At 56.4% G+C, this 13,766-nt stretch carries 13 protein-coding genes; 5 read left to right on the top strand and 8 right to left on the bottom strand.

What is annotated here, in order from left to right; translation table 11 throughout:
* Positions 1-20 precede the first annotated feature (20 nt).
* From CU081_RS04465 to cpxP, 4 genes are all read right to left on the bottom strand, one after another.
* A complete protein-coding gene (locus CU081_RS04465) occupies positions 21-1,010 on the bottom strand; it encodes a sulfate ABC transporter substrate-binding protein (protein ID WP_003862012.1) in 990 nt (329 codons plus the stop codon).
* Between the two features lie 230 nt (positions 1,011-1,240).
* The gene (gene pfkA, locus CU081_RS04460; protein ID WP_003862009.1) at positions 1,241-2,203 is read right to left on the bottom strand and encodes a 6-phosphofructokinase; all 963 of its coding nucleotides are present in this window, start codon (positions 2,201-2,203) and stop codon (positions 1,241-1,243) included.
* Between the two features lie 184 nt (positions 2,204-2,387).
* Positions 2,388-3,272 (bottom strand): CDF family cation-efflux transporter FieF, encoded by an 885-nt coding sequence (gene fieF, locus CU081_RS04455; RefSeq protein WP_022652064.1) that lies wholly within the window; start codon positions 3,270-3,272, stop codon positions 2,388-2,390.
* Positions 3,273-3,425: 153 nt separating this feature from the next.
* Positions 3,426-3,932: a cell-envelope stress modulator CpxP gene (gene cpxP / locus CU081_RS04450; RefSeq protein ID WP_003862006.1), complete on the bottom strand. Its 507-nt coding sequence runs from the start codon at positions 3,930-3,932 to the stop codon at positions 3,426-3,428.
* Positions 3,933-4,082: 150 nt separating this feature from the next.
* Between cpxP and cpxR the strand changes: the two genes are divergently transcribed.
* Positions 4,083-4,781, top strand: a complete 699-nt coding sequence (gene cpxR, locus CU081_RS04445) for an envelope stress response regulator transcription factor CpxR (RefSeq protein ID WP_022652065.1) — start codon at positions 4,083-4,085, stop codon at positions 4,779-4,781.
* On the top strand, positions 4,778-6,151 hold the full coding sequence (gene cpxA, locus CU081_RS04440) for an envelope stress sensor histidine kinase CpxA (protein WP_003862003.1): 1,374 nt from the start codon (positions 4,778-4,780) through the stop codon (positions 6,149-6,151). Before cpxR ends, cpxA begins: the two co-directional genes overlap by 4 nt.
* A 52-nt stretch (positions 6,152-6,203) precedes the next feature.
* Here the strand turns inward: cpxA and yiiM are convergent, their stop codons facing one another.
* Both yiiM and sodA read right to left on the bottom strand, forming a co-directional pair.
* Positions 6,204-6,878, bottom strand: coding sequence for a 6-hydroxyaminopurine reductase (yiiM, locus tag CU081_RS04435; protein WP_003862001.1), 675 nt, complete (start codon positions 6,876-6,878; stop codon positions 6,204-6,206).
* 66 nt (positions 6,879-6,944) lie between these two features.
* Positions 6,945-7,565, bottom strand: a complete 621-nt coding sequence (gene sodA / locus CU081_RS04430; RefSeq protein ID WP_003861999.1) for a superoxide dismutase [Mn] — start codon at positions 7,563-7,565, stop codon at positions 6,945-6,947.
* A gap of 288 nt (positions 7,566-7,853) precedes the next feature.
* Between sodA and rhaT the strand changes: the two genes are divergently transcribed.
* Positions 7,854-8,888: an L-rhamnose/proton symporter RhaT gene (gene rhaT, locus CU081_RS04425; RefSeq protein ID WP_022652066.1), complete on the top strand. Its 1,035-nt coding sequence runs from the start codon at positions 7,854-7,856 to the stop codon at positions 8,886-8,888.
* On the opposite strand, the gene rhaR is transcribed toward rhaT, so the two are convergent.
* Both rhaR and rhaS read right to left on the bottom strand, forming a co-directional pair.
* Positions 8,889-9,737 carry an HTH-type transcriptional activator RhaR gene (gene rhaR, locus CU081_RS04420; RefSeq protein WP_022652067.1) on the bottom strand — a complete coding sequence of 283 codons (849 nt, stop codon included), beginning with the start codon at positions 9,735-9,737 and terminating at the stop codon, positions 8,889-8,891. It lies immediately after the preceding gene.
* Positions 9,738-9,810: 73 nt separating this feature from the next.
* On the bottom strand, positions 9,811-10,647 hold the full coding sequence (gene rhaS, locus CU081_RS04415) for an HTH-type transcriptional activator RhaS (protein WP_022652068.1): 837 nt from the start codon (positions 10,645-10,647) through the stop codon (positions 9,811-9,813).
* Between the two features lie 301 nt (positions 10,648-10,948).
* Here rhaS and rhaB point away from each other — a divergent pair, with 301 nt between their 5' ends.
* Positions 10,949-12,418 (top strand): rhamnulokinase, encoded by a 1,470-nt coding sequence (gene rhaB / locus CU081_RS04405; protein ID WP_022652069.1) that lies wholly within the window; start codon positions 10,949-10,951, stop codon positions 12,416-12,418.
* The gene (rhaA, locus tag CU081_RS04400; protein ID WP_003861990.1) at positions 12,415-13,674 is read left to right on the top strand and encodes an L-rhamnose isomerase; all 1,260 of its coding nucleotides are present in this window, start codon (positions 12,415-12,417) and stop codon (positions 13,672-13,674) included. Before rhaB ends, rhaA begins: the two co-directional genes overlap by 4 nt.
* Positions 13,675-13,766: the final 92 nt, after the last annotated feature.

Below are 13,766 nucleotides of genomic sequence, written 5' to 3'. Positions count from 1 at the left end.
TGTCGTTCTTTGTAAAACGCTTAGCGCTTGCTGATCTGGTCGAAGGTGCCGCCGTTAGAGAAGTGCTCTTTCTGCGCTTTGGTCCAGCCGCCAAAAACATCATCGATAGTAAACAGCTTCAGTTTCGGGAAGGCGTTTTCGTATTTCTTCGCGACGGCCTCATCGCGTGGGCGGTAGAAGTTTTTCGCCGCAATTTCCTGCCCTTCCGGTGAGTAGAGGTACTTCAGGTAGGCTTCCGCCACCGCTTTGGTGCCCTTCTTATCAACAACCTTATCGACGACGGAGACGGTCGGCTCAGCGAGGATGGATTCGCTCGGGGTGACGATCTCGAACTTGTCTTTACCCAGCTCGTTGGTCGCCAGCAGGGCTTCGTTTTCCCAGGCGATCAGCACGTCGCCGATGCCGCGCTCGACGAAGGTGTTGGTTGCGCCGCGCGCGCCGGAGTCCAGCACTTCGACGTTTTTAAACAGTGCTTTGACGAAGTCCTGTGCTTTGGCCTGATCGCCGTTGTTGTGGTGCAGCGCGTAGCCCCAGGCCGCCAGGTAGTTCCAGCGTGCGCCGCCGGAACTTTTCGGGTTCGGGGTAATGACAGACACGCCCGGCTTAATCAGGTCGTTCCAGTCTTTAATCTGTTTCGGGTTGCCTTTGCGCACCAGGAAGACGATGGTCGAGGTGTATGGCGCAGAGTTGTCCGGCAGGCGCTTGATCCAGTTTTTGTCGATACGGCCACGCTCCGCGATCGCATCCACGTCATAAGCCAGCGCCAGGGTCACCACGTCGGCTTCGATACCGTTGATCACCGATGTCGCCTGCTTACCGGAACCGCCGTGAGACTGGCGAACCACCACGTTATCGCCGGTTTCCTGTTTCCAGTGCGCCGCGAAAGCTTTGTTGTACTGGTCGTACAGTTCACGCGTCGGATCGTACGACACATTCAGTAACTGAATGTCCTTTGCCAGAACGCTGGTTGATGCCAGCAATAATGTTAACCCCACGCCCCATTTATTCATCGCCCAGCTCTCTTGTGTAGTGTTTTGATGAATGCAGCGTGCCAGAAAGCTAATCGATGATTAAAGAATAAAAAAAGATTGGCTATAACGTGAAGGAATAAAAAAGTGAATGAGCGGCCTGATGCCCTCACCCCAACCCTCTCCCACGGGAGAGGGAGCAACCATAAAAAACGGTAACCCAAGGGTTACCGTTTTGCATTTACCTTGTCACCACCGGGCAACAGAGCCAATCAGTACAGTTTTTTCGCACAGTCCAGCCAGTCACCCTTGAACGGACGCTTCATGTTTTCAATGGCGTCGATGATGTCATGGTGAACCAGTTTCTCGTTCTGGATACCGACGCAGCGGCCGCCGTGGCCCTGTAGCAGCAGCTCGATCGCGTACGCGCCCATGCGGGACGCCAGGATACGGTCGTACGGGCCTGGGGAACCGCCACGCTGAATGTGACCCAGAACGGTCGCGCGGGTTTCGCGTTTGGTTTCGGTTTCGATGTACTTCGCCAGCTCGTCAACGTCACAGATGTGCTCGGTGATGGCAACGATGGCATGTTTTTTGCCTTTCGCGATACCAGCTTTGATTTCAGCGACCAGATCTTCACGGCTGAATTCCACTTCCGGCACCACCACGAACTCACAGCCACCGGCAATTGCCGCCGCCAGAGTCAGGTCACCGCAGTAACGGCCCATCACTTCAACAATGGAAATACGCTGGTGAGAGGAAGAGGTGTCACGCAGGCGGTCAATCGCTTCCACAACGGTACCCAGCGCGGTGAAGTAACCGATGGTGTAGTCGGTGCCTTTAATGTCGTTGTCGATGGTGCCAGGCAGGCCGATGCACGGGAAGCCCATTTCAGTCAGACGTTTTGCACCCATGTAGGAGCCGTCGCCGCCGATAACCACCAGCGCATCCAGACCCCGTTTTTTCATGTTTTCGATAGCCACTTCACGGATGTGTTCGTCACGGAATTCCGGGAAGCGTGCAGAACCGAGGAAAGTACCGCCACGGTTGATCATGTCAGACACGCTGTAGCGGTCGAGCTGAACCATGCGGTCTTCATACAGACCCAGGTAACCGTCATAGATACCAAAAACTTCCAGACCTTCCGTCAGCGCTGCACGGACAACCCCACGGATTGCCGCGTTCATGCCCGGCGCATCACCGCCGCTTGTCAACACACCGATTTTCTTAATCATGACTACCTCTGAACTTAGGAATGCAAAATTGAAATCTGCTGCCGGAAGAAACTGTTCAACCGTCGAATACTGCAAATAGTATATCAATCCCTTCCAGCTGAATTGATTCAGGTCAGGCCATATGGTGGTAATTTATCCACAAAATGCTGCTCTGGCTCACTTTTTTACAACGAATTACGAAAGCTCAAAACGCCCTGGGTACGACAGAGCATGGGTCCTGGTGAATAATGACGTCTGACCCAGGGAAACGCTGCAAAATCGCCTGCTCCACCTGTTCAGCGACCATATGCGCCTGAACCAGTGGCAGGTTGTCTTCCATTTCCAAATGAATCTGAATAAAGCGGGTCGGCCCTGACTGCCGCGTACGAAGATCGTGAGCACCACTGACGCCGGGCCAGTTGGTCACGATGGCATAAATTTCATCACGTTCTGCATCCGGAAGCGCACGGTCAAGAAGCGACTGTACCGCGTCATACCCCATCCGCAAGGCGCTGTATAAAATATAGATCCCTATCCCTAACGCAAACAACGCATCGGCCCGATGCCAGCCATACCAGGCCAGACCAAGCGCAATAAGAATAGCCCCATTCATCATAACATCAGACTGATAATGAAGCATATCGGCCCGTACAGCCTGGCTTTGTGTTTTGCGTACAACCCAGCGCTGGAACGTTACAAGAACAAGTGTGCTTATAAGAGCAACTACCGTTACGACCACGCCAACGCCCGGATCGTTCATTGGTGACGGCGAAACAAGATGCTGAATGCCTGTCAAAAACAGGAAAAGCGCAGAGCCCGAAATAAACATGCTTTGTGCCAGCGCGGCCAGCGATTCCGCTTTGCCGTGGCCAAACGTATGCTCTTCATCCGCCGGTTGCAGCGAGTAGCGCACCACCAGCAGGTTGGTCAGCGAGGCGGCAATATCCACCAGTGAGTCCACCAGCGCCGCCAGAATACTGACCGATCCGGTGTACCACCACGCGAAAATTTTAATGATCAGTAAACACGACGCCATCACCGTCGCGGCTATTGCGGCCCGGCTTACCAGCCGTCCATAGGATTGATTCATAAACACTCCTGTCATGCCATGGCGCTAGTATAACGGATGGTGGTGGAGTGAAAGGATGAATAAAGCGTTAACAAACCGGAACGATGGGCAAAAAAAACCCCCACATCATGTGGGGGAAGACAGGGATGGTGTCTATGGCAAGGAAAACAGGGTTTACTGGTTACTACGGGTACTGCTATTGCTACTGAAAAGCGTCATATCTGAGCTTCGCTGCATCCGTGCAACCTCACGCAACTGGTTCATACGTTGCTGATGTTTGGTATTCAAAACCGCTTGCTGCTCGGGCGTTAGCAGGTGGAACATCTGGTTGCGAACCTTCGCCATCTCTACCTGGCGGGCAACCTGTTCCTGCGCCATTTTTTCGGCCTGAGCGCGTACAGCGCTTTCGTCAAAATTTTCTGCGGTGACAAGGCGATGCATTGTCTCCATTTCGCTAACATTAACAGGGGGCTGGTCGTGTCTTGCCCTCTGCATCAGATCTCGCATCTGTTGACGCTGATGTTCGGTTAAACTTATGCCGTCAAACATATGGCTTTGGCTGCTGTGCTGCGTTGCGCCCTCTGCTGAGGAACCGTTATCACTGATGATAGCTACAGCAGCCTGGCTAAACGCACTGAAGGCCAGCGTTGAGGCCATGACGGCAGCGGTAACTTTGCGCATCACTTGCTCCCAAAATCTTTCGTGTCGCGATTCAACGAGAGACAGTCTACGATTCAGGCTGCAAACATGCGTCAGGGGGTGTAAAACAACGTAAAGTCATGGATTAGATAGCCTTGATGTCGTAATTTCTGCCTCGGAGGTATTTAAACAATGAATAAAATCCTGTTAGTTGATGATGACCGAGAGCTCACATCTCTTTTAAAGGAGTTGCTCGACATGGAAGGTTTCAACGTCCTGGTTGCCCATGATGGCGAGCAGGCGCTGAGTCTCCTTGACGACAGCATCGATTTACTTTTGCTCGACGTCATGATGCCGAAGAAAAACGGTATTGATACGTTGAAAGAGCTTCGCCAGACACACCAGACCCCCGTCATTATGCTGACCGCACGCGGCAGCGAGCTTGACCGCGTACTCGGCCTTGAGCTGGGTGCGGATGACTATTTACCTAAGCCGTTCAACGACCGTGAACTGGTGGCCCGTATTCGCGCGATCCTGCGCCGCTCTCACTGGAGCGAGCAGCAGCAGAATACCGACAACAGCTCACCTACGCTGGAAGTGGACTCCCTGAGCCTGAACCCGGGCCGACAGGAAGCGAGCTTCGACGGTGAAACGCTGGAGCTAACCGGCACCGAGTTCACCCTGCTGTATCTGCTGGCGCAGCATCTCGGCCAGGTGGTGTCGCGTGAACACTTAAGCCAGGAAGTGCTGGGCAAACGCCTCACCCCGTTTGACCGCGCCATCGACATGCATATCTCGAACCTGCGCCGTAAGCTGCCGGAGCGTAAAGACGGTCATCCCTGGTTCAAAACCCTGCGTGGTCGTGGTTATCTGATGGTTTCCACTTCATGATAGGCAGCTTAACCGCCCGCATCTTCGCCATCTTCTGGCTGACGCTGGCACTGGTTTTAATGCTCGTTTTGATGTTGCCAAAACTCGACTCACGCCAGATGACGGAGCTACTAGACAGCGAGCAACGTCAGGGCGTGATGATCGAGCAGCACGTGGAAGCGGAGCTGGCAAACGATCCGCCGAACGATTTAATGTGGTGGCGCAGGTTGTTTCGCGCTATCGACAAGTGGGCGCCCCCCGGACAACGTCTTTTACTGGTCACCAGTGAAGGCCGCGTGATTGGGGCCGATCGCAATGAAATGCAGATTATCCGCAACTTTATTGGCCAGGCGGATAACGCCGATCACCCACAGAAAAAGAAATATGGTCGGGTAGAGATGGTTGGTCCTTTCTCGGTTCGGGACGGGGAAGACAATTATCAGCTCTACCTGATTCGCCCTGCGAGCAGTTCCCAGTCCGACTTCATCAACCTGCTGTTTGACCGTCCGCTTTTGCTGTTGATTGTCACGATGCTGGTCAGTTCCCCGCTGCTGTTATGGCTGGCGTGGAGCCTGGCGAAACCGGCGCGTAAGCTGAAAAATGCGGCGGACGAAGTGGCGCAGGGCAACCTGAGGCAGCATCCGGAGCTGGAATCCGGGCCGCAGGAGTTCCTGGCCGCCGGGACCAGTTTTAACCAGATGGTGAGCGCGCTCGATCGCATGATGACGGCCCAGCAGCGCCTGCTGTCGGATATCTCGCACGAACTGCGTACCCCGCTCACGCGCTTACAGCTGGGTACCGCCCTGCTGCGTCGCCGCAGCGGAGAAAGCAAAGAGCTGGAGCGCATCGAAACCGAAGCGCATCGTCTGGACAGCATGATCAACGATCTGCTGGTCATGTCGCGCAATCAGCAGAAAAACGCGCTGGTGAGCGAAACGGTGAAAGCCAATCATCTGTGGCATGAGGTGCTGGACAACGCGGCGTTTGAAGCGGAGCAGATGGGCAAATCCTTCACCGTTAACTTCCCGCCGGGGCCATGGCCGCTGTACGGTAACCCCAACGCGCTGGAAAGCGCGCTGGAAAATATCGTGCGTAACGCCCTGCGCTACTCGCACACGAAGATTGAGGTGGCGTTCTCGGTGGATAAAGACGGGATCACCGTCATCGTCGACGACGACGGTCCTGGCGTCAGCCCGGAAGACCGCGAGCAGATATTCCGTCCGTTCTACCGCACCGACGAGGCGCGCGACCGGGAATCGGGCGGTACGGGACTGGGGCTGGCGATTGTGGAAACCGCCATGCAACAGCACCGTGGCTGGGTGAAAGCCGATGACAGCCCGCTGGGCGGGCTCAGGTTAACGCTGTGGCTGCCGCTGTATAAGCGTTCGTAACCGTATGTGCCGGGTGGCGGCTTCGCCTTACCCGGCCTACTTTCTGCGGGAACTATTTCCCCCATAATCTCCGCGAACTGCTCTCGATCTTGCCGCTTATCCGCCGCTTCTGCATCGTTCTGGTCCAGCTGGTGGATAATCCCGCCGCTGACAGCAGACGGTGATACTGATCGTCATCAAACGGCATATGCCAGGCAATTGCGCAGGCCTCGTACACCGACACCTCACTCAAACGCGAAGCCAGCTCAAGCGGCGCATCCGCCGAAACCTGTCCCGCCTGCACAACGCGATACAGCCAGCCGGTTTTACCCGCGTTTTGCAACTGGGCCGACATATCCTGAATGCCGAAATGGTAATTAAGCTTAAAGCACGGTGAGCGCGGCTGGGTGACCTGAATCAAAGCATCGCCCCAGCGGTAAATATCGCCGATAAAGACGTTCTTCTCCGTCAGCCCCTCCGTTGAGAGATTTTCGCCAAACGCGGGGGCGACGAAGAGGTCAGCCTGTTCAGGAAATTCGGTTTTCCAGTGCTGATAGTGCTCGCGCGGATAATGGCACAGCGCGCGATCGGGCCCGCCGTGGATTTTCTTTTCAGCCTGCTGGTCACCCGCAAGCCCGAGATCGGTCAACGTCAGCTCACCGTCGACCTGCACTTTGGCGATGGCACTCGGGCGGCTGCCTTCGTACTCCCTTACCTTGCCTGTAAACACATTCACCGGGTAATGCATCTCCACTCCTTCAGATACAAAAAAAGCGAGTCATCAGACTCGCTTCTCACAGGCGTCAATGCAACCTTATTTTTTAGCGGCGAAACGCGCTGCTGCTTCGTCCCAGTTCACCACGTCCCAGAAGGCTTTGATGTAGTCAGGGCGACGGTTCTGGAACTTCAGGTAGTAAGCGTGTTCCCACACGTCCAGACCCAGAATTGGGAAGCCGGATGCGCCAGAGATAGCTTCACCCATAAGCGGGGAATCCTGGTTAGCGGTAGAAACGACCGCCAGTTTGTCACCTTTCAGAACCAGCCACGCCCAGCCAGAGCCGAAACGGGTTGCAGCGGCTTTTTCGAATTCCGCTTTGAAGTTGTCAACGGAACCGAAGTCACGCTCGATAGCCGCTTTCAGGTCGCCCTGAAGGGTGGTGCCGGTTTTCAGGCCTTTCCAGAACAGGCTGTGGTTAGCGTGACCGCCCGCGTTGTTGCGCAGCACGGTTTTCTTGTCCGCTGGCAGCTGGTCCAGCTTGGTGATCAGCTCTTCAACAGGCAGGTTAGCGAACTCAGGCAGGCTTTCCAGCGCGGCGTTCGCGTTGTTCACGTAGGTCTGGTGGTGTTTAGTGTGATGGATTTCCATCGTCTGCTTGTCGAAATGCGGTTCCAGTGCGTCGTAGGCATACGGCAGGGATGGCAGTGTATAACTCATAATCCTCTCCATTATTGTCGGGCGGCACAGCTGTTAATGCCGCGTAAGCAGTTGGTTCATTATAGTTAATTAAATGATATTGAAAATGATTATCAATGCCGTAGTTTTTATAAGGTTATTCGGTTTTTGATAAATGACAAAATTGAGAGTCTGCTCACGTGTTTAACGTGCTGATTGCCATCCTGAACAAAAGTGCGGCAACCTTCTGAAGGTTCCCAAACCGCCTCATTTTTACACTCATCAAGTCGGCGGGAAGCCTCCGGCTATAAAAACGATGAGGATGTAAAAATGAATCATGCGATTACGATGGGTATCTTCTGGCATTTGATAGGCGCGGCCAGTGCAGCCTGCTTCTATGCCCCGTTTAAAAAGGTGAAAGGCTGGTCATGGGAAACCATGTGGTCCGTTGGCGGTACCGTGTCCTGGCTGATTTTGCCCTGGACAATCAGCGCCATGCTGCTGCCCGATTTCTGGGGCTACTTCTCCTCCTTCAACGCCTCCACCCTGCTGCCGGTATTCCTGTTCGGCGCGATGTGGGGCATCGGTAATATCAACTACGGCCTCACCATGCGCTACCTCGGCATGTCGATGGGGATTGGCATCGCGATTGGCATAACGTTGATTGTTGGCACCCTGATGACGCCAATCCTCAACGGCAACTTCGATGTGCTGATCAACACCCAGGGAGGGCGAATGACCCTGCTGGGCGTGCTGGTGGCGGTGATCGGCGTGGGCATCGTCACCCGCGCGGGCCAGCTGAAAGAACGCAAGATGGGCATCAAAGCCGAAGAGTTCAACCTGAAGAAAGGGCTGCTGCTGGCGGTGATGTGCGGCGTCTTCTCGGCGGGCATGTCGTTCGCCATGAATGCCGCCAAACCGATGCACGACGCCGCTGCGGCGCTGGGCGTCGATCCGCTGTACGTTGCCCTGCCAAGCTACGTGGTGATCATGGGCGGCGGCGCGCTGGTAAACCTCGGCTTCTGCTTTATTCGTCTGGCAAAAGTGAACAACCTGTCGGTAAAAGCCGACTTCTCGCTGGCAAAACCGCTGATCGTCACCAACGTCCTGCTCTCCGCCCTTGGCGGCCTGATGTGGTATCTGCAATTCTTCTTCTACGCCTGGGGTCACGCCAGTATTCCGGCGCAGTATGACTACATGAGCTGGATGCTGCACATGAGCTTCTACGTGCTGTGCGGCGGGCTGGTTGGGCTGGTGCTGAAAGAGTGGAACAACGCCGGGCGTCGTCCGGTTGGCGTGCTGAGCCTGGGCTGCGTGGTGATTATCATTGCGGCCAATATCGTCGGCCTCGGCATGGCGAACTGATTACGCTGCCTTTCGACTGCGATGACGCCACTGAACCGGCGTCATCCCCACCTCACGGTTAAACACCACCGAAAAGTAGTTACTGTCCTCAAAGCCGCAGCGCATCGCCACTTCACTCACCATCAGCTCCGTATGCTGTAACAGGTACTGGGCGTGGCAGATGCGCAGCTGGCGCAGATAGTGGTTGACCGTCATCCCCGTCTGGGTGCGGAACTGCTGGCGCAGCGCGCGCTCGCTGCACTGCTCCTGCTCGCAGAATTTTTCCAGCACGAAACTCTTGTTCAGACTGCCCGCAAGCCGGGTGATGAGCTTATCCAGCAGCGCTTCCTGCATGGTGGCAGAGGGATTATCCGTAGCGTAACGATGGCGCTTCAGGGTCATCACCAGCTGGGCGAAAAGCAGCTCCGACATCTGGTTAGCCGCCGGATCGCTCTTCTGGCTCTCCTGCTCCAGCTGGGAAATCGTCTGGCGCACCTGAGCCATGCCGTTGCTGCTTAAGCGCCAGTGCGGTTCGCCTCTGGCATTATGAAAACCGGGGATATTGCCCGCCCAGTCGACATTCAGTTTAAGTCTGTCGGGGCAATAGATGACGTTCTGCAACACCAGATCGTTAACCGAGGCGTAGGAGTGTTTGTCTTCAGCGCGGATGTAGAACAGGTCTCCGCGCGTGATGCGGTAGGGACGGTCGTTGAGGACGTGCAGGCCATTGCCCCGCCACACCAGCACCAGCTCGCAAAACTCGTGGGTGTGCTCGGCGAAGACGTTTTGCGGGTAGCGGTCGGCCACCGCGACGGCCTGACTCGCGGAGGCAAAAAAATCATCTTTGCGAAGAATGAGCTGAGCAGCCACACCACAACCTCTACGGCGAATAACCGGACATTATTAGCCTTTTTGCAGCAAAAAAACGGTGACTGCCCTCGCGTTACTGAAGCAACGCGTCTTTCCCCTGACGAATATCGCGCGGCGACCAGCTAAACTCCCGGCGAAACAGCGTCGAAAAGTGGTTACTGTCGCCGAAACCGCAGCGATAGGCGATATCGGTGACGCTTTCGTCGGTATGACGTAAAAGGTGACGCGCTTTGATCAGGCGCAGACGGTTAAGGTAACGCTGCGGCGTCAGGCCGGTATGCTGCTTGAGCTGACGATGCAGCGTGCGCAGCGAGAGCGAAAAGTCATCCGCCAGCGTTTCCCAGCAGACATCTTCGGCGAAATGATCTTCCAGCCATGCCATCAGCTGATTCAGGCGCGCGTCGTTATTTTCCAGCCCTTCCACCAGGCTGCTGCGCCGCAGCAGCACCAGCAGCTGCATAAACAGCAGCTCGCGGGTAGCAATGGCGTGCGTCTCCTGTCCATCCTCGCTCTGCTCCATCTGGCTCACCAGCTGACGCACCTGCTGCAACGTGGACTGATTCACCCGCCAGTGCGACGGATAATGGCCGTCCTTCTCCTGCGGCAACAGCTGATTCAGCCCGGAAAGAAACTGGAACGCATCCGGAGAACGATAGAGCACATTGGTCAGGCACAGGTTGTCGGTATGTTCATACAGGTGCCTGTCGTGATCGCGCACGAAGCACACCGTACCGCCGCTGATGGTATACGGCTGACCGTTAAACACGTGGATGCCCGTTCCGTGCTCAACAATCACAATTTCATGAAAATCATGATGATGCTCCGGGAACGCAGCCTGAGGCAGCCGTGGCTCAATCGCGACCGGCGAAGCCCCCGTAGGAAAAAAATCGACGCTGTGCAGTACGGTCATAACGGCCCCCACCAATGAGAAAAGTTCTCAAAATAGTAATTAAGGCCTTTCACGCTCACCTTAAATTTTTGACAGCAAACCGCGCAAAAGCTGTCGGTTTTTCAAGAAACAGGCGGAAAGATCGGGAAATGCGGTCAGCGTCACACTGCCTGCAAACCCCGCCATTACTGGAAACTGTGAACTCCCTCACGTTCATCTTTGCTTTCTTGCCAGCGCGAGATTTGGGCTGTCAGTGGCGAGAAGGTGGCTATTTCTTCCCTTTCTTACACTCCTCGCTAATGACTTAAGAAAGGACCCGACCATGACTTTTCGCCATTGTGTGGCTGTCGATTTAGGCGCATCCAGCGGCCGTGTAATGCTCGCCACCTGGGACTGCGACCTGCACACCCTTACGCTTCGCGAAATGCACCGTTTCGCCAATTGTCTGCAAAAACAGGACGGTTTTGTTACCTGGGATATCGACGCCCTGGAAGCAGAGATCCGCACCGGACTTCACAACGTCTGCGAAGACGGTATTCGCATCGACAGTATCGGCATTGATACCTGGGGTGTGGATTACGTACTGCTGGACCGTCACGGCGAACGCGTCGGCCTGCCCGTCTCCTACCGCGACAGCCGCACCGATGGGCTAATGGCGCACGCCATCGCCCAGCTTGGCAAGGAGAACATCTATGGTCGCAGCGGCATTCAGTTTCTGCCGTTTAACACGCTGTATCAGCTGCGCGCGCTGGTTGAGCAACAGCCAGAGCTGGTCGAAAAGGTGGCGCATGCGCTGCTGATCCCGGACTACTTAAGCTACCGTCTGACCGGCAACATGAACTGGGAATACACCAACGCCACCACCACGCAGCTGGTCAACATCAACACCGATAACTGGGATGAACATCTGCTGGCCTGGACGGGCGCCTCGCCGTCCTGGTTTGGCGCGCCAACCCATCCGGGCAATGTGATCGGCCACTGGCTTTGCCCGCAGGGGAATAAAATCCCCGTTGTCGCCGTCGCCAGCCACGACACCGCGAGCGCGGTCATTGCCTCGCCGCTCGCCGGCAAAGATGCGGCCTACCTCTCATCCGGCACCTGGTCGCTGATGGGCTTTGAGAGCAAAACGCCCTACACCAGCGATGCCGCGCTGGCCGCGAACATCACCAACGAAGGCGGTGCCGAAGGGCGCTACCGGGTGCTGAAGAACATCATGGGCCTGTGGCTGCTCCAGCGGGTGCTGAAAGAGCAGAACATCACCGACCTGCCCGAGCTTATCGCCGAAACCGAAACGCTGAAGGCCTGTACCTTCCTGATTAACCCGAACGATGACCGCTTTATCAACCCGGCGCACATGAGCGCCGAAATCCAGGCCGCCTGTTTTGAAGCGGGGCAGCCGGTACCTTCCCGCCCCGCCGAGCTGGCACGCTGCATTTTTGACAGTCTCGCCCTGCTGTATGCCGACATCCTGAGCGAGCTGGCTGACCTTCGCGGCAAACCGTTCACACAACTGCATATCGTGGGCGGCGGCTGCCAGAACCAACTGCTGAACCAGCTCTGCGCGGATGCATGCGGCATTACCGTGGTGGCAGGTCCGATTGAAGCCTCCACGCTCGGCAATATCGGCATTCAGCTGATGACCCTGGACGAACTGTCCAACGTCGACGATTTCCGTTCGGTGGTGACGGCGAATAACAGCCTGACCACCTTCACCCCCCATCCCTGCCATGAAATTGCCCGCTACCGGGCGCAGTTTCAGCAAAAACGACTGACTAAGGAGCTTTGCGCATGACCACTCAACTTGAACAAGCCTGGGATCTGGCTAAACAGCGTTTCGCCGCCGTCGGCGTGGATGTCGAAGAGGCGCTGCGCCAGCTCGATCGTCTGCCCGTCTCCATGCACTGCTGGCAGGGTGATGATGTCGCCGGTTTCGAGAACCCGGGCGGTTCCCTGACGGGGGGTATTCAGGCCACGGGTAACTATCCTGGCAAAGCGCGCAACGCCACCGAACTGCGTGCGGATCTGGAGCTGGCGCTGAGCCTGATCCCCGGGCCAAAGCGCCTGAACCTGCACGCCATTTATCTCGAATCCGATGAGCCGGTCGCGCGTAACGAAATCAAACCGGAACACTTTACGAACTGGGTGGCGTGGGCGAAAGCCAACCGGCTGGGTCTGGATTTTAACCCGTCCTGCTTCTCGCACCCGCTGAGCGCGGACGGGTTTACCCTTGCGCATGCCAACGATGAAATCCGCCAGTTCTGGATCGACCATGTCAAAGCCAGCCGCCGCGTCTCGGCTTATTTTGGCGAGCAGCTTGGCACGCCATCGGTAATGAATATCTGGATCCCGGACGGCATGAAGGACATCACCGTAGACCGACTGGCCCCGCGTCAGCGCCTGCTGGCCGCGCTGGATGAAGCCATCAGCGAGAAGCTGGACCCGGCGCACCACATCGACGCCGTCGAGAGCAAGCTGTTCGGCATTGGCGCAGAGAGCTACACCGTGGGCTCAAACGAGTTCTACATGGGTTATGCCACCAGCCGCCAGACCGCGCTGTGCCTGGATGCTGGCCACTTCCACCCAACGGAAGTCATCTCCGACAAGATCTCCGCCGCCATGCTCTACGTGCCGCGCCTTCTGCTGCACGTCAGCCGCCCGGTGCGCTGGGACAGCGACCACGTGGTGCTGCTGGATGACGAAACCCAGGCCATTGCCAGCGAAATCATCCGCCACAACCTCTTTGACCGCGTACATATCGGCCTCGACTTCTTCGACGCCTCCATCAACCGCATCGCGGCGTGGGTTATCGGCACCCGTAACATGAAGAAAGCCCTGCTGCGCGCGCTGCTGGAGCCTGTCGCCGCCCTGAAACAGCTGGAAGAAAACGGCGACTACACCGCGCGCCTGGCGCTGCTGGAAGAGCAGAAATCCCTGCCGTGGCAGGCGGTGTGGGAGATGTACTGCCAGCGTCACGATGCACCTGCGGGCAGCCAGTGGCTGGATAACGTGCGGGCGTATGAGAAAGAGGTTCTTGCCGCTCGTCAGTAAAAAACATCGCCCGGCGGCGCGTTGCTTGCCGGGCCTACAGATAAGACCAGGCCGGGTAAGCGTAACGCCACCCGGCATTTTCAAAGGAACTA

This window comes from Enterobacter sp. CRENT-193 (assembly GCF_002787395.1).
Taxonomy (GTDB): Bacteria; Pseudomonadota; Gammaproteobacteria; order Enterobacterales; family Enterobacteriaceae; genus Enterobacter; species Enterobacter hormaechei_C.
The sequence above is the reverse complement of the archived record's forward strand: the minus strand, read 5'-3'. Positions and strand labels throughout refer to the sequence as shown.